The 18116-nt window shown below is 73.7% G+C and carries 17 protein-coding genes and 1 pseudogene; 11 read left to right on the top strand and 7 right to left on the bottom strand.

Translation table 11 applies throughout. The annotated features are described in order from the left end of the window. Positions 1-339: 339 nt before the first annotated feature. The 4 genes from IE170_RS00945 (at position 340) to IE170_RS00960 (ending at position 4567) form a co-directional block, all read left to right on the top strand. A complete protein-coding gene (locus IE170_RS00945) occupies positions 340-1461 on the top strand; it encodes a hypothetical protein (protein ID WP_189807358.1) in 1122 nt (373 codons plus the stop codon). Beyond that, positions 1458-2903: an NADH-quinone oxidoreductase subunit NuoF family protein gene (locus IE170_RS00950; protein ID WP_189807359.1), complete on the top strand. Its 1446-nt coding sequence runs from the start codon at positions 1458-1460 to the stop codon at positions 2901-2903. Before IE170_RS00945 ends, IE170_RS00950 begins: the two co-directional genes overlap by 4 nt. A 138-nt stretch (positions 2904-3041) precedes the next feature. Continuing rightward, a complete protein-coding gene (locus IE170_RS00955) occupies positions 3042-4079 on the top strand; it encodes an SCO0930 family lipoprotein (protein ID WP_373298931.1) in 1038 nt (345 codons plus the stop codon). Positions 4080-4096: 17 nt separating this feature from the next. Continuing rightward, positions 4097-4567, top strand: coding sequence for a hypothetical protein (locus IE170_RS00960; protein ID WP_189807360.1), 471 nt, complete (start codon positions 4097-4099; stop codon positions 4565-4567). Between the two features lie 95 nt (positions 4568-4662). Here IE170_RS00960 and IE170_RS00965 read toward each other — a convergent pair whose 3' ends face one another. Together IE170_RS00965 and IE170_RS00970 are read right to left on the bottom strand one after the other, a co-directional pair. After that, positions 4663-4998 (bottom strand): antibiotic biosynthesis monooxygenase family protein, encoded by a 336-nt coding sequence (locus tag IE170_RS00965; RefSeq protein WP_189807361.1) that lies wholly within the window; start codon positions 4996-4998, stop codon positions 4663-4665. 236 nt (positions 4999-5234) lie between these two features. Next, positions 5235-6191 carry a bile acid:sodium symporter gene (locus IE170_RS00970; RefSeq protein WP_189807580.1) on the bottom strand — a complete coding sequence of 319 codons (957 nt, stop codon included), beginning with the start codon at positions 6189-6191 and terminating at the stop codon, positions 5235-5237. 131 nt (positions 6192-6322) lie between these two features. On the opposite strand from IE170_RS00970, the gene IE170_RS00975 reads away from it, so the two are divergent. From IE170_RS00975 to IE170_RS32330, 4 genes and pseudogenes are all read left to right on the top strand, one after another. After that, complete coding sequence (locus IE170_RS00975; RefSeq protein WP_189807362.1) at positions 6323-6688, top strand: zinc ribbon domain-containing protein YjdM; 366 nt, start codon at positions 6323-6325, stop codon at positions 6686-6688. 69 nt (positions 6689-6757) lie between these two features. Continuing rightward, on the top strand, positions 6758-6898 hold the full coding sequence (locus IE170_RS00980; RefSeq protein WP_189807363.1) for a DUF6126 family protein: 141 nt from the start codon (positions 6758-6760) through the stop codon (positions 6896-6898). A gap of 50 nt (positions 6899-6948) precedes the next feature. Beyond that, positions 6949-7677: a trehalase-like domain-containing protein gene (locus IE170_RS00985; RefSeq protein ID WP_229884539.1), complete on the top strand. Its 729-nt coding sequence runs from the start codon at positions 6949-6951 to the stop codon at positions 7675-7677. A gap of 52 nt (positions 7678-7729) precedes the next feature. After that, positions 7730-7783: pseudogene (locus IE170_RS32330) on the top strand (hypothetical protein); the annotation flags it as partial. A gap of 243 nt (positions 7784-8026) precedes the next feature. Here IE170_RS32330 and IE170_RS00990 read toward each other — a convergent pair. Beyond that, positions 8027-9256 (bottom strand): cation:proton antiporter, encoded by a 1230-nt coding sequence (locus IE170_RS00990; protein ID WP_189807364.1) that lies wholly within the window; start codon positions 9254-9256, stop codon positions 8027-8029. A 3-nt stretch (positions 9257-9259) separates the two neighbouring features. After that, entirely contained in the window at positions 9260-9730 is a 471-nt protein-coding gene (locus IE170_RS00995; RefSeq protein WP_189807365.1) for a cation:proton antiporter regulatory subunit, read from the bottom strand. A gap of 271 nt (positions 9731-10001) precedes the next feature. Here IE170_RS00995 and IE170_RS01000 point away from each other — a divergent pair, with 271 nt between their 5' ends. Next, positions 10002-10973 carry a sensor histidine kinase gene (locus IE170_RS01000; protein WP_189807366.1) on the top strand — a complete coding sequence of 324 codons (972 nt, stop codon included), beginning with the start codon at positions 10002-10004 and terminating at the stop codon, positions 10971-10973. Next, positions 10970-11623, top strand: coding sequence for a response regulator (locus tag IE170_RS01005; RefSeq protein WP_189807581.1), 654 nt, complete (start codon positions 10970-10972; stop codon positions 11621-11623). The genes IE170_RS01000 and IE170_RS01005 overlap by 4 nt, the downstream gene beginning before the upstream one ends. A gap of 6 nt (positions 11624-11629) precedes the next feature. Here IE170_RS01005 and IE170_RS01010 read toward each other — a convergent pair whose 3' ends face one another. The 3 genes from IE170_RS01010 to IE170_RS01020 all read right to left on the bottom strand — a co-directional run bounded on the left by IE170_RS01010 (position 11630) and on the right by IE170_RS01020 (position 15962). Then, complete coding sequence (locus IE170_RS01010) at positions 11630-13516, bottom strand: potassium channel family protein (RefSeq protein WP_189807582.1); 1887 nt, start codon at positions 13514-13516, stop codon at positions 11630-11632. 98 nt (positions 13517-13614) lie between these two features. After that, entirely contained in the window at positions 13615-14667 is a 1053-nt protein-coding gene (locus tag IE170_RS01015; protein ID WP_189807367.1) for a PucR family transcriptional regulator, read from the bottom strand. Between the two features lie 77 nt (positions 14668-14744). Further along, positions 14745-15962: a cation:proton antiporter gene (locus IE170_RS01020; RefSeq protein ID WP_189807368.1), complete on the bottom strand. Its 1218-nt coding sequence runs from the start codon at positions 15960-15962 to the stop codon at positions 14745-14747. 1010 nt (positions 15963-16972) lie between these two features. On the opposite strand from IE170_RS01020, the gene IE170_RS01025 reads away from it, so the two are divergent. Continuing rightward, positions 16973-18085 carry a tyrosine-type recombinase/integrase gene (locus IE170_RS01025; RefSeq protein ID WP_506417264.1) on the top strand — a complete coding sequence of 371 codons (1113 nt, stop codon included), beginning with the start codon at positions 16973-16975 and terminating at the stop codon, positions 18083-18085. Positions 18086-18116: the final 31 nt, after the last annotated feature.

The following is an 18116-nucleotide window of genomic DNA, read 5'->3' on the forward strand; positions in this document are numbered from 1 at the left end:
CTCCAGGAGGGCGTCAACCACTTGCGGTCCCGCGGCTTTGCCTCGATTTTGCCGACGGGGAGGTGTGGTGGCCGACCAGGCGTGACCGGGAGGGCCGCCCCACCGTTGGAAGGGAATCTTCCGGGGACGTTCGGCGCGGCGGCGCCACGCGCACAAGAACTTGTCACGATTCGATAAATACTGTGGAGGCGTTGCGAAGGTCCACGATGCTTCTGCACTCCGGCCCCCGCTCCCGGCCGGCGAGGCCCATCTCCCGCCCGCCGCGGAGCAGTTCCGTCGACCACCCCGGGCGCCGAGTGCGAAGTGGAGTGCCTCGGGCCCGGCGTATGGGAGAACCCGATGCCCCTGTCCCAGACCCGCGCGCCCCGCTCCCACCGGGCCCGCCGGACCAGACGCCACGCCGGCGCGGCCGCGGCCGCGGCAGCCGGACGGCGGGCGGTGCGCCGACCTCCGCTGCTGTCCCCCGCCGGAGGCCCACGCCCCGCCACCCTGGCCCTCGGCGCCCTCGCCGCCCTCCTGGCCCTCGGCGTCGCCGCCCGGGCCGGCGCCCTCACCAACCTGTGGGAGTTCCTGGACTACGGGGCGGGCGTCCTTTCACTCGTCTCCCTGACCTCCGCCGTCCTGTGGGGCCTCGCCGCCACCGACCGCGTCCTGCTCACCTCCGGCCACCGGATCGTCGCCCAGGGCGTCCACCGCGGGCTCGCGGTCGCCGGCCTCGGCTTCCTCGCCCTGCACATCTGGATCAAAATCGCCGAATCGCGGACGGACGTCGGCTCCGTCCTCATCCCCTTCACCGACGACAACCAGCCGATGCTGATCGGACTCGGCAGCCTCGCCGGCTACTTCTTCGTCAGCACGGCCGTCTCCGGCGCCGTCCGCAGCGCGTTCGCCACCAAGGGCCGCTCCCGCTGGTGGCGGGCCCTGCACGTCGGCGCCTACCCCGCCTGGGGGGCGTCGCTCGTGCACGGCCTCAAGGCCGGCCGCCCCGCCAGCGGCTGGGTCACCGCGGCGTACGCCCTCTGCCTCGTCGCGGTCGCCACCCTCCTCGTCCTGCGCATGCGCGAGCGCATGAGGACCGAGCGGGCCCGTCCCGCCGCCGCGCAGCCGCAGCCCGCGCCCCGCCCCGGGGGCCGGGACCGCGCGGGGGCCGCCCAGCGCTTCGTACGCCGCCCGGCCGAGTGGGCCGCCGAGCGGCTGACCGCGCGCCTCGCCCGGCAGGGCGGGGGAAACCCGTCCGGGACGCAGCCCGGCCCGTTCGTCGACACCCTCCCCGATCCGCTGCCCGCGCAGGGCCCCGGCGCGGGCCGGGTGCCGCGCCCGGAGGCCCCGCCGCGGCCCACCCTCGCGCCGATCCCCGACCGCCCGCCCTACGGCGCGGGCGCCGCGTTCGTCACCAGCCGGCTCGACGTCGTCACCGACCGGCCCGGACAGCCGCTCGGCGGCGGGCGGAGGGGCCAGTGACCGAAGTGACCCCGGCCCTCGGCTGCGTGGGCCAACCCCGGGTGCTCGCGGGCCTCGACACCCTGCCGCGCCTGGACCGGGCCGACCACCTGGCCGTGCACGGCCCCCTGCCCCTCTACCGGCCCGAAGAGCTCGTCGAGCTCGCCGAGGACATCGACCTGCGGGGCCGCGGCGGAGCCGGCTTCCCCTTCGCCCGCAAACTGCGGGCGGTCATGCGGACCGCCCGCTCACGCGACGGGCGCACCGCCGTCGTCGTCAACGGCAGCGAGGGCGAGCCCAGTTGCCTCAAGGACAAGGCGGTGCTGCTGCACGCCCCCCACCTCGTCCTCGACGGGGCGCTCCTCGCGGCCGCCGCGCTCGGCGCCGACGACGTGGTCGTCGGCGTCACCCGCGACGACGTGGAGCGGTCCCTGCGTGAGGCCGTCGCCGAGCGCGGCCCGGCCGGCAGCCGCGTCCGCGTCGCCAGGCTCCCCGAGCGGTTCGTCACCGGTGAGGGCACCTCCCTCATCAACGGCATCGAGGGCGGGCCAGCCCTGCCCAACGGGCAGAAGGTCCGCACCAGCGACCGCGGCCTCGGCGGCGTCCCGACCCTGCTGTCCAACACCGAGACGTACGCCCAACTCGCCGTCGGCGCACGGCTCGGCGCCTCCGGGTACTGCTCGGTCGGCCTGCCCGCCGAGCCCGGGACCGTCCTGCTCACCGTCGCCGGGTCGACCGTCGTCGAGGTGCCGACCGGCACCTCGCTGGCGTACGTCCTGGAGCTGTGCGGGTACTCCCCGGGGCAGGGCGTCCTCGTCGGCGGCTACCACGGCCGGTGGCTCACCGCCGCCGCCGCGCGCTCGGTGGCGCTGTCCCGGCAGTCGCTGTCCTCCGTCAACGCCGTGCTGGGCGCGGGGGCGGTGCTGCCGCTGCCGGAGGACACCTGCCCCGCGGGCGAAGTGGCCCGCGTGGCCCGCTGGATGGCCGACGAGTCGGCGGGCCAGTGCGGCCCCTGCGTCCGGGGCCTGCCCTCCCTCGCCACGGCCGTGGAGGAACTGGTCGCGGGCGGCGGCAGGGCGGCCTGGGACGCGATCGAGAGCCGCATGCGGGCGGTGCGCGGCCGCGGCGCGTGCAGCCATCCCGACGGCACCTCCGGCTTCGTCGCCTCCGCACTCGCCGTCTTTGCCGACGAACTCCGCGACCACGCCCTCGGCAGCGGATGCGGCCGCCGCGTCCTCGGGGCGCTGCCGCTGCCCGCCGACGAGAACCCCGAGCGGCTCGTCGTGGACTGGACGCTGTGCCGGGGACACGGCCTCTGCGCCGACCTGCTGCCGGACGTCGTCCGCCTGGACGCGGACGGCTTCCCGGCGCAGGCCGTCATGCCCGTCCCCGAGCGGTTCCGGGCGAAGGCCCTGCGTGCCGTGCGGCGCTGTCCCGCCCTCGCGCTGCGCATCCAGGAGTGAGCCGCGCGGCCGGGCGCGCCGCCGAGTTCACCTCTTAGCGGCTTCTGACAAATTCCCCGCCACATCCATTCCAGGCCCCTTGCAGGGTTTATGAATTACTCGGCACCAAAACCCCCGGGAAAACCCGAAGGAGCGATCGTGAAGAAGATGCGCCGCGTGACAACCACCGGATCGGTGGCTGCCGTCCTGATGCTGACGGCGGCCTGCGGAGGCGGCGGCGGCGAGGCGCGCGGCGGGAATTCCGTACAGCCCGTGGGCGCGGGGCAGTCCCTCGCCGACGCCTACGGTTCCGGCCCCGGCGATCTGAGCGGCACCGGCGCGGGCTCCGCGTCCGGCGGTGACGAGGCCGGCGGCGCCAAGGGCGGGCCGGCGGGGCAGCTCGCCGTACGGGAGATCGCGTCGGTCGGCGGCGTCGTCACCGACGGCGCCGGGCTCACCCTCTACCGCTTCGAGAAGGACACCCCGGAGCCCCCGAAGTCGAACTGCGACGGCGACTGCGCCAAGGCCTGGCCGCCGGTCCCCGCCGGGGACGCCACGGCCTCCGCCGGCATCGAGGCGGGTCTGCTCGGCTCGGTCACCCGCTCCGACGGGACCAAGCAGCTGACCCTGGCCGGCTGGCCCGTCTACCGGTACGCCAAGGACACCCGGGCGGGCGAGGCGAACGGCGAGGGGGTCGGCGGGACGTGGCACGCGCTGGCGCCCGACGGGAAGAAGGCCGTCGACAAGAAGAAGGGCGGAGGCCAGGCCGGAACGGGAATGGGGATGGGAATGGGCGGCGGCTCGGATTCGGGAGGATATTCCAAGAATCCGGACAAGGAACTCTCCGTCGCCTCGAACGAAAAGCTGGGGAAGATACTCGTCGACGGCCAGTGGCGCACCCTGTACCGGTTCGACAAGGACAGCGCATGGCCCATGAAGGTCACCTGTGTCGGTGCCTGCGCGGAGACGTGGAAGCCCGCCGCCCCGGTGGACAAGTCCAAGGCTTCGGGCATCAGGCCGGAACTGATCGGCACGGTGAAGCGGCCCGACGGCAGCGAGCAGCTGACGATCGACTGCTGGCCGGTGTACACGTTCACCGGCGACACCCAGCCCGGCCAGACCAGCGGCCACAACAAGCAGGGCCTGTGGTTCGCGGTCACCGAGACCGGCAAGAAGGCCCCGGTTTCGGCCGGCTGAGACCCGTGAGGAAAGCCGTGTTCCCGACCTCCGCCCGCCTGGCCGCCTGCGCCGCCGTCCTGCCCGTGCTGCTCCTGTGCGGCGGCTGCGCGGAGGGCGGGGCGGCCGCCTCCCCAAGCGGGGCCCCGGCCCCGTCCGCTTCGCCGGCGCCCCGCCCCGCCCCGCTCGCGGAGATAGCCGGAGCCCTCGGCTGCACGCCCGAGGTCACCGTGGACGCCGAGGAGTTGCGGGAGGGTGCCTGCGGCACGGGGCCGACCGCGTACCGCATGGCCACGTTCGGCACGGAGGAGGGCCGCACCGCCTGGCTGGCGGAGGCCCGCGCGTACGGGGGCACCTACCTCGTCGGCCCCCGCTGGGTCGTCACCGCCGGCTCCGCCGAGGCGCTGGCCCCGGTGCGCGACCGTCTGGGCGGCACGATCGAGTCGGCCCCGGGCCACGGTGCGCCCGCCGACGGCCCCTCCCCGCACGAGGGACACGGGGCCCCCTGACGCGGGCCCGCGCAACCGGCCTGCGCGGTGCGCCCGCACGACGGGGCGGCCGACACCCTCCACCAGGGGTGCCGGCCGCCCCGTCCCCGTTCCCGTCAGCCCCTGCGGTGGTGGGAGGAGACGTGGAAGAGGCGCGGCTGGACGTCCACGGCGATGGCCGCCGCCTCGTCCATGTGCACCCGGGCCTCCGGGTTGTTCAGCATGGCGCGGTAGTGCGCCTCGCTCTCCCACTGCGCGTAGTTGATGACGCGTTCTCCGTCCTGGCTCGCGTGGAAGTTGGCGCAGATGAAGCCGGGCTGGTGCTTCATCGTCTCCTCGGTGGCGTGCGACAGGAGCGCGATCAGCTCGCGCTGGCGCTCCGGCGCGACCGTGAACACGTTGATGAGGGTGGCGACGGGCCGGCTGCTGTCGATGTTTGCGGTAACGGTCATGGGCGGATAGCTGCCCTTACCGATGGGGCCGGTTGCGCGGGGCGGCACAGATCGGCCCGATCGGGTGGCCGTGCTGCGCCACCCGGCCCCCGGGGCGGCGGGATGGCCGGTTCCGGCAAGTCGTGCGCCGAGCGGCGGCGGGATGCCCTGCCGGCGGCCGCGACCGCTCTGGGCGGCCGCGGCAGGCGCGCCCGCCCAGCCCTTGAGGGCCCGTCCACCGGCCGGTGCGCGCCGGTTCAGCGGGCCGCCGGCCCCGCCTCCGGCACCAGGCGCGGCACGAGGCGTACGTACGCCGTCATGCCGAGCACCTCGACCAGGGTCTGCGCCACCACGACCGCGGCCGCGACGGCGAAGGAGTCCGGGAGGGCGAGGGCCAGGGGGAGGACGACGAGGGAGTTGCGGGTCGCGCCGGTGAAGACGATCGCCCGGCCGCCTCCCGTGTCGAGGCGGAAGAGGCGGGCGACGGCCCTTCCCGCGAAGGCCATGACGACGAGGAAGGCCGCGTAGAAGGGGACCACTGCGGCGACGTCGGCCAGGCTGCCGCCCACCTTCGGGACCTGCCCGGCGACGACCGTGAAGAGGGTCGCGGCCATCAGCGGCACCATCGCCGTGGTCGCAGCCTCCGCGGCCCTCGCTCCGGCCGGGCGGCGTGCCGCCCACGCCTGGAGTGCCCAGGCGAGCGCGAGCGGGACGGCGATGAGGACGAGGAACGCCTCCAGGAACGGCCCGAACGTCCCGACGCCGGCAAGGCCAGGCCCCATGAAGGCGGAGAGGAAGCAGGGGAGCAGCAGCATCTGCGCCAGCAGCAGGAGCGGCGTGGCGGCGAGCAGGCGCCGGCTCGAACCGCCCGCAAGGCCCGAGAAGACGATGACGTAGTCGACGCACGGGCACAGCAGCACCAGGAGCACGCCCAGGCGGACGGCCTCGTCGGCGGGGAGGAACGCGTACATCGCGGCCACCACGAGCGGGACGACGGCGAAGTTCACCACCAGCGCCGCCGACAGGAACCGGCCGTCCCGCAGGGAGCGGACCAGGTCGGCGGCCGGCACCTGGAGGAAGGTCACGAAGAGGAGGGCGCCGAGGACCGGGCTGACGGCGTGCTCCAGGCCGGGGCCGACGGCCGGGACGCCCCACCCCAGCAGCCCGCCGGCCGCGATCGCCGCGAGGTGGATCGCGACCTGGCGGTCCTCCATCCGCTCGACCAGGCCACTGGCTTCCCGCTGCTGCACGTCGCTCCGTACGTCTCGTCCCTGATCCCGCTCCTGAGCGGCGGCGCCTCCATCCTCACACGTTCCCCCCACGACCCATGGCCTACGATTTCCGCATGAACGACACCACGCCGCCGTGTCCGGAATGCTCCGGTACCTACGCCTACGAGATGGGTGCGCTCCTCGTCTGCCCCGAGTGCGGGCACGAGTGGTCGCCGGGCCCGTCCGAGGCCTCCGCCGGCGAGTCCGGCGAGTCCGGCGAGAAAGTGGTCAAGGATGCGGTCGGCAACGTCCTCCGGGACGGCGACACGGTCACCGTGATCAAGGCCCTGAAGGTCAAGGGCAGCCCCTCCGGCATCAAGGCCGGTACCAAGGTGCGCAACATCAAGCTGGTGGACGGCGTCGACGGCCATGACATCGACTGCCGCATCGAGGGCTTCGGCAACATGCAGCTCAAGTCCGCTGTGGTCAAGAAGGCCTGACCCGGCGGGTACCGTGGCGGCGGGGCGGGCCCGCCCGCCCACGGCCGGCTTCGAAAGGCAGATTGGGACGTGACCACGAAAACGGCGGACGGGGAGAAGTGGAAGGAGCGCGGCGTGATGCTGCGCGTCTTCGTGTACGTCTTCGCCACGCATGCGTTCGCAGGGTTCGTCTACCTGCTCTTCTACCTGGGCCAACACGCGGAGAAGTGATCCCGGCCGCCCCGGCGCCGTGAGGGTGTCCGCCTCCGGCCGGTAGCGCGGTGGTCCTCCGTGCCGTCTCTCCCTTTCCCGGCGCCGGCCTGCCGCGCGACGGACGGACCGCCGCCCTGGTCGCCCGCGACGGGTCGGTCGACTGGCTCGGCCTGCCCGACCTCGACTCCCCGTCCGTCTTCGGCGCCCAGCTCGAAGCCGGCCGCGGCGGCCGGTTCCTCCTGGAACCGGCCGTTCCGCACCGCACCGAGCGCCGCTACCTGCCCGGGACGAACGTCCTGGAGACCACGTTCGCCACCGCCCGGGGCAGCGTGCGCGTCACCGACGCGCTGACCCTCCACGACGATCGCGCGCTCGCCCCGATGCGCGAGCTGCAACGCCGCATCGAGGGCCTGTCCGGGGAGGTCCCGATGCGCTGGCGGGTGGAGCCGCGGTTCGGCTACGGCACCCGCACCACACACCTCTCCCGCCGGGCCGGCGTGCCCGTCGCGGCCGCCGGCAGCGACGCGCTCGCCGTCTGCGCCCGGGACGCCGGCGAACCGCGCATCGCGGGAGACGCGATCGGCGGCACGTTCCACACGGCACCGGGCGGCAGCGCCCTCATCGCCCTGCCCTTCGCCCACCAGGAGCCGTTCGTCCTGCCGGCCCGCGCCGAATGCGACGCGCGCCCGGAGGACACCTGCACCGCCTGGCGCCGCCGGGCAGCCGAACGCACCCCGCCCTGCAGGTGGCGCGAGCCGGTCATGCGCAGCCTGCCGGCCCTGAAGCTCCTGGTGTAGGCCCCCCTCCGGTGCGGTCGCGGCGGCCGCGACGACCTCGCTGCCGGAACACATCGGCGGCGAACGCAACTGGGACTACCGCTTCTCCTGGGTGCGCGACCCCGCCTTCACCCTGGCCGCCTTCCTCCGGCTCGGCTGCCCCGCCGAAGCCCGCGGAACCGCCCGGCTTCCTGATGCTGCACTACGGGCTCGGCACACCGCTCGTCACCGTCGCCGCGCACATCGGGTCCGGCGCCCTCGTCGGGGGCTTCACCGCGCTCGGCGCCTGACCCGGGGCCGGAAACGGCCGGGGCGGCGGCCGCCGGCACGCTCCCGCGTACCGGCGGCCGCCGCCCCGGAGATCCTCACGTCACACGCGGCCGACCGGGTCCTGGAGGGACTTCGGCGCAGCCGCCTCGCCGGCCGACGGCCCGCCGCCGCTGCGGCGCTTGCCGATCCACGCGGCGACGGGCTCGGTGTAGCGGGCGGTCAGCGGCCCGACCACGACCAGGACCAGCACGTACGCGGTGGCCAGCGGCCCCAGCTCCGGCTCGATCCCGGCGCTCACGGCGAGGCCCGCGATGACGATCGAGAACTCGCCGCGCGCCACGAGGGTGCCGCCGGCACGCCAGCGGCCCTTGACGCCGACACCGGCCCGCTTCGCGGCCCAGTAACCGGTCGCGATCTTCGTCAGGGCGGTCACGACGGCGAGCGCCAGCGCCGGCAGGATCACCGGCGGAATGCTCGCCGGGTCGGTGTGCAGGCCGAAGAAGACGAAGAACACCGCGGCGAACAGGTCCCGCAGCGGGCTCAGCAGCGTGTGGGTGCCCTCGGCGACCTCGCCCGACAGGGCGATGCCGACGAGGAACGCGCCGACGGCCGCCGACACCTGGAGCTGCTGCGCGATGCCGGCGACCAGCAGGGTCAGGCCGAGGACCACCAGCAGCAGCTTCTCGGGGTCGTCACTGGAGACGAACCGCGAGATCAGACGCCCGTAGCGGACGGCCACGAACAGCACCGCGCCGGCCACGCCGAGCGCGATCGCCAGGGTCGCGCTGCCCGCCGCCAGGCTCACACCGGCCAGCAGGGCGGTCACGATCGGCAGGTAGACGGCCATCGCCAGGTCCTCCAGGACCAGCACGCTGAGGATCACCGGCGTCTCGCGGTTGCCGAGGCGTCCCAGGTCGCCCATCACCTTCGCGATCACGCCGGAGGAGGAGATCCACGTGACGCCGGCCAGCACGACGGCGGCGACCGGGCCCCAGCCCATCAGCAGCGCCGCGAGCGCGCCGGGCACGGCGTTCAGGGTGAAGTCGACCAGACCCGCCGGATACTGCGTCTTGAGGTTGGAGACGAGGTCGCTCGCCGTGTACTCCAGCCCCAGCATCAGCAGCAGCAGGATGACGCCGATCTCGGCGCCGATCGCGACGAACTCCTCGCTCGCGCCGAGGGGCAGCAGACCGCCCTTGCCGAAAGCCAGGCCCGCCAGCAGGTACAGCGGGATGGGCGAGAACTGCAGACGGCCGGCCAGCCGACCGAGCAGGCCGAGCCCGAGGATGATCGCGCCGAACTCGATCAGGAAGATCGCGGAAGAGTGCACCCGTCACTCCCGTCCGAGTATCGCGGCTGCCGCCTCGACGCCCTCGCGGGTGCCGATCACGATCAGGGTGTCCCCGCCGGCCAGCCGGAACGCCGGCGTCGGGGACGGGATCGCCTCCGCCCGCCGCAGCACCGCCACGACGGACGCGCCGGTCTCGGTCCGCATCCGCGTCTCGCCGAGGGTCCGGCCGTTCCAGTGCGCCCCGGAGGACAGCTCGATGCGCTCGGCGACCAGCCCGAGGCCCGTCGTCGACAACAGGTTCGGGCTGTGGTGCGCCGGCATCAGCGCGTCGACGAGGGTGTCCGCCTCCCCGCTCGTCAGGTGCAGCGACTGCGCGCAGGCGTCCGGGTCGTCCGAGCGGTAGACGTTGACGGTGCGCGTCCCGTCCAGGTGAGCGATCACCGAAAGATGCTGGTGTTCACGCGTGGTGAGGTCGTACTGCACGCCGATGCCGGGCAGCGGCGTGGTGCTCATCCGTGGAGCAGGCACAGCCCATCCCCTTCTGTTGGTCTTTCGATGTGGTGCGAAGTGCGGCGGGATCGGGCAGGCCACCCGGCGCGGCAGAAGGACATGTTGCCAGGTGCGAACAACGCCGGCACATGGGTGTCACCACGGATGGACAAGCGGCCCCCCACCCGCCAGGCTGGCGCGGGGCCCCTGCGGCAACCGCAGGTCAGCGCCCGCATGACGGCGGGCATCAGGGCGGCGACAGTGGAACCGCCGAATACGGAGAGGGGCACGGACCATGTCGCTGTACTGGCGGATCTTCCTCCTCAACGCCGCCGTCCTGATCACGGCCGCCCTGCTGCTCCTCGGCCCCGTCACCGTCTCCACACCCGTCCTCTTCGCCGAGGCCCTGGTCCTCCTCGCCGGCCTGGCCGCCATGCTGATCACCAATGCCGTCCTGCTGCGCATCGGCCTCGCCCCGCTCCAGCGCCTCACCCGCGCCATGGCCACCGCGGACCTCCTCCGCCCCGGCCACCGCACCGCCGTCACCGGCACCGGGGAGATCGCCGAACTGACCAGGACGTTCAACGCGATGCTCGACCGCCTCGAAGCCGAACGCACCGCCAGCGCCGGCCGGGTCCTCTCCGGGCAGGAAGCCGAACGCCGGCGCATCGCCCAGGAACTCCACGACGAGGTCGGACAGACCCTCACCGCCGTCCTCCTCCAGCTCAAACACGCCGCCGACCACGCCCCGGAACCCGTCCGCGAAGACCTGCACCAGGCGCAGGAGACCACCCGCGCCGGCCTGGACGAGATCCGCCGCATCGCCCGCCGCCTGCGCCCCGGAGTCCTGGAGGAACTCGGCCTGCACAGCGCCCTGCGCGCCCTGGCCGCCGAGTTCTCCACCTCCCGGCTCGGCGTCACCACGCACATCACGCCCGGCCTGCCGCAGCTCGACCCGGCGACCGAGCTCGTCTTCTACCGGATCGCGCAGGAGGCGCTCACCAACACCGCCCGCCACTCCGGTGCCCGCACGGTCGAGCTCCACCTGCGCACCACGCCCGGCGGGGGAGTCGGCCTGCTCGTCCGGGACGACGGCAGGGGGATCGGCCCGGCCCCGGAAGGCGCCGGCATCCGCGGCATGCGGGAGCGCGCCCTGCTCGTCGGCGCGGAGCTGCGGATCGGCCCCGGCCCGGCCGGCGGAACACAGGTACGCCTCGACGTCACAGGCAGCACCACGGAACACCAGCCCCGGGAGAGCGCCCGATGACCGGACCGGCCCGCATCCTGCTCGCCGACGACCACGTCCTGGTCCGCCGGGGCGTACGCCTCATCCTCGACGCCGAACCGGACCTCACCGTCGTCGCCGAGGCCGCCGACGGGGCCGAAGCCGTCGACCGGGCCCGCGACCCCCGCGTCGACCTGGCCGTCCTCGACATCGCCATGCCGCTGCGGACCGGCCTCCAGGCCGCCCGAGACCTCGCCCGCATCCGCCCCGACCTGCGGACGCTGATGCTGACGATGTACGACAACGAGCAGTACTTCTTCGAGGCGCTGCGGGCCGGCGCCTCCGGGTACGTCCTGAAGTCCGTCGCCGACCGCGACCTCGTCGAGGCCTGCCGCTCCGCCCTGCGTGACGAGCCCTTCATCTACCCCGGCGCCGAGACCGCCCTCATCCGCAGCTACCTCGACCGCGTCCGCAGGGGCGACCCGCTGCCCGCCCGCCCCATCACCGAACGCGAGGAGGAGATCCTCAAGCTCGTCGCCGAAGGCCACACCTCCAAGGAGATCGGCGACCTCCTCGTCATCAGCGCCAAGACGGTCGAGCGGCACCGCGCCAACCTGCTCCAGAAGCTCGGCCTCCGCGACCGCCTGGAGCTCACCCGCTACGCCATCCGCGCCGGCCTCATCGAACCGTGAGCCGCCTCACCGCGGGGCGGGCCGGTGCGACGGCGCCGTGCGGAGCAGTTCGGCGAGGCCCTGCCGGGTCGCGGCGATGACGACGCGGTCCTCGGGGCCCAGGACGTACCCGGGGTGCAGGTCCCACAGCAGCTGCGGCAGCTCGCCGTCGGACGGCGGATTGGCCAGGTCGGGCCGGCGGGCCCGCGGATCGGCCGTGTCGAGTGCGAGGACCCGCCACACCCCGGGGCGGAACGCCTCGGCGACGGTGCGGCCCTCCAGGTGCGGATGCCCCGCCACGACGAGCGCGGCGAAGACGAGGACGCGCCGCTCGACGGGGATCGCGCCGAGGATCTGGCGGCCCATCATGGCACCCGCGAACGCCGGCGCGGCGAGGTGCCTGACGCTGCGGCTGCGGGTGAGGGCGCCCGGGTGGGCGGTGCGCAGGGTGCGGTGCACGGCGGTGGCGAAGTCGTCGTCGTACAGGCGCAGCGCGACCTTCAGGTCGCCCTTGACCGTACGGGCGTAGAGCGTGGCCTCCAGGTTCGTGGTGTCGGAGCTGGTGAGCGCGAGCAGGGCGTGGGCACGGTGGATCTTCGCGGCTTCCAGCACGCCCTCGTCGGTGACGTCGCCGAGGACGACGGGCACCCCGAGGCTGCGGGCGAGGGGGATGCCGCGGGCGTCGGGGTCCTCCTCGACGCAGACGACGGGGACGTCGAGCTCGCGCAGCCGCGCGAGGACGCGCGTGCCGATCCTGCCCAGGCCCAGCAGGACGACGTGCCCGGACAGGCCGCGCGGCGGCCGGCGGAGCACGCCCGCGGCCCGGAAGGTGCCGAGCGCCTCGAGCGCGCCGGCGACGAGGAGGGGCAGCAGGGCGAGGCCGACGAGCCCGGAGAGGAGCTGGAGGACCTGGCGCGTGGTGGACTCCTCGACGGCCGGGTCGTTGATGGAGAACAGGTCGAGCAGCGTGAGGTAGACGGCGTGTACGGGGTGGGTGTCGGCGAGCACGGCCGTGGCCGCGCTGAGCGCCAGGACGGAGGCGGCGATCCCCGCGAGCGCCCAGCGCAGCCGCGGGGAGAACAGCTCGCCGAGCGGCGCGCCGCGGCCGGCGAGGCGGCGGGCGGGAACGGCGGGCCCGGTGTGGCGGACCGTCTCCAGGACGATCCGCCCGCGCCCCGCGGCACCCTCCACGGTGCGGTCGTCCGGGAGGAGTTCCGGTGCGGACGGGCCGCTGGAGTCGGAGCCTTCGGCGCCCGCGGGGTCGGAGGCCGTGGAGGAGAGCAGCGCCAGCGTGCACAGCCCGGGGTCGGACGGCCCGCCCCCCTCCTGCGGGGGCCGTTCCGCGGCCCGCAGCAGCAGGCCGTCCGCCTGGACGACCTTGCCCGACCCGGCGGCCGCGGTCGCCGCGAGGGCGGGGGCCGCGGTGTCCGCGTCGGACAGCACGGTCGTGGACGCCTCCAGGACAGCCCGGTCGATCCCGGGCTCGGCCACGAGGACGGCCTGGTCGAGGAGTTCCTCCAGGTGCTGGCCGAGCTTGCGGTTGTACATGCGCACCACGAGCCGCAGGCCGGGATTCAGCCGGCGGGCGGCGAGTGCGGCCCGCAGGTTCGTCTCGTCGTCCTCGTACAGCAGCGCCAGGGCCGCCGCCCGGTCCGCGCCGGCCAGCAGGAGCACGTCCTCGGTGGGGGCCGAGGCCACAAGCTCCTCCTCCGGGGGCCCTGCGACCGGGGCGCCGGCTCCGGGCAGCGCCCCGAGCACCGCGCCGAACCTGCCCGCCAGGCCCCGGACCGGCCGGCGGACCGACGGCTCCTCCTCCCGGGCGCCGGGGACGACGAGGACGACGTGCCGGCGGTAGACGTCGCGCAACTCCGCCGCGAGCCGGTGCGCCAGCCCGTCGTCGCCGCACACCACCATGTGCCCGTCCCGGCCGCCGTACGCGCCCTGCTGCGGTGGCACGGCCACGCCGCCCCCTTCCGTCGTCCTCCGGATCGCCCTGCGCGGGCCGTGCGCGGTCAGGTCCGCCTCGCCGGCCAGTCGAGCAGGCGGGCGCCGATGACCGCGGTGTGGAGCGTGTAGCGGTGCATGGGGTCGTTCGGGTTGAGGCAGGTCAGGGTGTGGATGCGTTCGAGGCGGTAGGTGAGGGCCCGGACGCTCAGGGACAGCCGCCGCGCGGCTTCGGCGGCGGTGCAGCCGGTGTCGAAGTAGGCGATCAGGGTGTCGATCAGCGGCTGCGGTCCGCCGCGCGCCTGGTCCAGCGGGCCGAGCGTGGTCTCCACCAGGTCCACCAGCGCCTGCCGGTCGCGGGCCAGGACGGGGAAGACCAGCAGGTCGGCGGCGCGCAGCAGCGGCTCGTCGAAGCCCATGCGGTGGGCGACGTCGAGGGCGTTGAGCGCCTCCTCGTAGCTGTGGCCGATGCCGACTGCGCCCCGGCGGGGCCGGCCGATCGCGACCCGGCCGCCGTCGGTCGCGGCGTGCGCCCGCTTGGCGAAGTGGACGAGGACGTCGTCCTGTTCGGCCGGCGCGACGCACACCATGCGGCCCTCCTTGGTGGTGAAGAGGATGCGCCGCCTTTCGAACCGGGCGAACAGGCCGGCCTCCACCTCGCGCGGCACGGGGTCGGTCTCGTCGTACGGGGCGGGCCCTTCGGCGACCGCGACCGCGTGCGTACGGGACAGGCGCAGCCCGAACCGCTCGGAGCGGGCGGAGAGCTGCCCCGGGTCGCCGCGGCCGTGGAGGAGGTCGTCGATGAACTCGCGCCGGGCGGCCTCCTCCCGGCGGACGACGAGCCGCTGGGCGTGCTCGTACCCTTCGGCGAAGGCGTCGATGGCCTGCTCGACGGCACTGAGCACGCTGTCCAGGTCCCCCGATCCCGGCCGGCCGACCCGGCTGGCCGCGAGGTGCCCGCGGACCAGGGCGCGCCATCCGTGCCCGGCCTCCGCGGCCTTGGCGCCGAGGGCGCGCCGTGACTCCAGCTCGGCGCGGGTCAGGCGGCGGCCGGTCGCGGACGCCTCGGCGATGATGCGGCCGTAGCCCTCCAGGAAGCTCGTCTGCGTGGTGTGCTGCACCGGTCGGCGTCCCCCATGGTTCTTCTGCTGATGTGTCAGTTTTCCACGCGGCCCCGTGCCCGGCGGCCGCCGCGTGCTCACCGGGCGGTGCGGGCGGGGTCGATGCGCTCCGCGGCGGGCATGGCGGCCGGTGCCGGGGGCACGGGGCGGCGGGTGAGACGGGCGGCGACCGGCTCGGTCCACCGGGCGGCGACCGGGCCGAGGAGGACGAGGATGAGGACGTAGGCGGTGGCGAGCGGCCCGATGCGGGGCTCGACGCCGACGGCGAGGCCGGCGATGACGATGGAGAACTCGCCGCGCGCGACGAGGGCGCCCCCGGCACGCCACCGGCCGGCGGACCGGATGCCGGCGCGGCGGGCCGCGTACCAGCCGGTGGCGATCTTCGTGAGCGTGGTGACGATCGCGAGGACGAGGGCGGAGGCGAGCACGGGCGGGATGTCGGCGGGGTCCGTGGACAGGCCGAAGAAGACGAAGAAGACGGCGGCGAACAGGTCGCGCAGCGGGGTGAGCAGGGTGCTTGCCCCCTCGGCGACCTCGCCGGAGAGGGCGATGCCGACGAGGAACGCGCCGACGGCCGCGGAGACCTGGAGCTCCTGGGCGATCCCCGCCACCAGGAGGGTCAGCCCGAGGACGACGAGGAGCAGCATCTCGGCGCTGTCGGAGGAGACCGCGCGGCTGATGACGCGCCCGTGGCGCAGCGCGAGGTACAGGACGGCGCCGACGGTGCCGAGCGAGATCAGCAGGGTGAGCGCGCCGCCCGCGAGGCTCACACCGGCCAGCAGGGCGGTGAGGATGGGCAGGTAGAGGGCCATGGCGAGGTCCTCGATGACCAGGATGCCGAGCACGACCGGCGTCTCGCGGTTGCCGAGGCGGCCGAAGTCGCCGAGGACCTTGGCGATGACGCCGGAGGAGGAGATCCAGGTGACGCCGGCCAGCGCGACGGCGGCGACGGGCCCCCAGCCGAGGAGCAGCGCGGCGGCGGCACCGGGCACGGCGTTGAGGACGAAGTCGACGGCGCCGGAGGGGTATTGGGTCTTCAGGCTGGTCACGAGCTCGGAGGCGCTGTACTCCAGGCCGAGCAGCAGCAGGAGCAGGATCACCCCGATCTCGGCGCCGGTGGCGGTGAACTCCTCGCTGGCGGTGAGCGGCAGGAACCCGCCGTGTCCGAAGGCGAGCCCGCCGAGCAGGTAGAGGGGTATGGGGGAGAAGCCCACGCGTCCTGCGAGTCGCCCCAGGAGTCCCAACCCGAGGATGATCGCTCCGAGTTCGATGAGCATGACTGTGGTGTTGTGCACGGGCCTGTGTCCTCCGGTGGCGGGTACGGGGAAGGCGGCGGTGCCTTCGCGGGATCCCGGCGGCGGGGAGCGTGCCGCCGGTGGTGGAGCGCAATACGGGTACGGCCGCCCGGACCACGGGCGCGCTCCGCGCCGGATACGGCGATTGCCCCGTTCGGGGCGTGAGGGGACTACGGGCGGCGATCCGGCGGATCAGCGGCCGCACGGACGAGTGACTCGCGTACGCCGACGCTGAACGGACGGATGAAGCGTCGAAGAGAGGGGACCCGAGAAGATAGGCCCCTCACCGGGAATGTGTCAGAAGCGCCGGTCGTCGGAGCCGCTGAGGCCGATATCGGGCACGCGGCCGCGGGGAGCGTTGTCGACCCGGACGGCCCGCAGGGAGCGGTCCCGGGCGGGGCGGAAGCGTTGATCCACGGAAGCGAAGGGCAGGGTCGGGGCGTTGCAGCGTCGTCGCACGTCGTCCCCCGTTCTTCTGGCATCGATGGCCGCCAGCGGCGGTCCGCAAGGATGAGCGCCAACCCGCTCAACGGAGCGTAAGGGCTCGGTAAAGGATTCTAGCGCAGGAGGAATCCGCTCATCCTTGCCAAATGATCTATTTGGCCACAAAACGACTCTCGTCGTGGTCGCAATACGGTGGCTGCCCTGCACGCCGGGTCATGCCCCGACCGCTGCACTGCGCTTCCCCTGGAGGGGCCCGCACGTCCCGGTCAGCTCCCTTTCGAGGGGCCTCCGTGTAGCATGCCTAGCGCCCTTGACCTGCAGGAAGCAGGCAGGGAGCCGTCATTTGGGAGTTCAGCATGCTGCGCACCATGTTCAAGTCCAAGATCTGACTATTTGGCGTTGCCGCAGGTCAGGGGCATCATGTGCCCCCTTCAGGTCAGCAAACGGCCAGCATGCGTCCGCATGGTGTCCGCGCTTGCTGACCACCGACCTGCGATGCGGCGCCTGAGCATGATCCTTGGGCTGGAACGGATGGTTCATCGATGGCCCGACAGCTCGCCCGCGGCATGGGTTCCTTCTTCAAGGACTGCGACTGCGCCAAGCCCACCCGCTGCCCCCACCCCTACTCGATCCGCTTTCGCGACGCGCTCGGCAAGCAACGCGAGGAGTCCGGATACGACACGCAGGACGACGCGGTCGAACGCCTCACGCAGCTGTATGCGGAGAAGAAGACCACGGCACCGTCGGTGGCGGCGGCCCGCCGCGAATTGGGTCAGCTGACAGTCGAGGAGTACGCCAAGCAGTGGCGGCCGAGGCAGCGCCGGATGACTGACTACTCCACCGGCGAGCACGTCGACAGCTCGATCAACGTCCACATCGTTCCGCGTCTGGGAGCGCGGAAGCTGAACTCGGTCACCCCGATGGTCGTCGAACGCTTCCTGGACGAGATGGAGAGCGACGGGGTCGGCCGGGGAAACCAGGTGAACATATTCCGGGTCCTGAAGACCATCCTGCGGGACGCGTACGCCAAGGGGGCCATGGCTGACGACCCCGTGAAGGGGGTCCAGGAACCGGAGTATGTGCGCGAGCAGGTCGCCATCCCGTCGCTCGGCTACGTGACGAAGGCGCTGACGGTCGCCGACGAGGACCTGGCGTTGGAGATCGTCATGATGGCGGGGTGCGGCCTGCGCAACGGCGAGGCGCGGGCGGTGAACATCCACAACGTGGTGGCCCAGGACGTGTATCGGGTGCGGGAGCAGATCCACTCCAACACGCTGAGGCCGGCGAAGCTGAAGCACCGCAAGACGGGGGAGTTCCGTGAAGTGCCCCTGCCGCGGTCGGTGCGGGAGGCGATCGAACGCTACGCGGCCAAGCACGGCACCACGAGGGACGGCTACCTGCTGCGCGGCCCGGGCGGCTACTTCACCGAAGGCATGGAACGGCGCCGGGTGAGGAAGCTCTTCAAAGACCTGCCGCCGGAGGAGGGGGTCGGGATGTACGGCTTCCGGCACTACTTCGCCTCCAACGCCCTCGGCAACAACATCCCCATCACCGACGTGGCTGAGTGGATGGGCCACAAGTCCATCGAGGAGACCTACCGCACCTACCGGCACCTGATGCCGGGCAGCATCACCAAGGCCGCCCGGATCCTGGACGCCGGCCTCCGGGAAGCCGCCTGATTCTCGGCGCTTTTAGAGGACGCGCGGATAG

This window comes from Streptomyces toxytricini, from assembly GCF_014649915.1.
GTDB lineage: Bacteria > Actinomycetota > Actinomycetes > Streptomycetales > Streptomycetaceae > Streptomyces > Streptomyces toxytricini.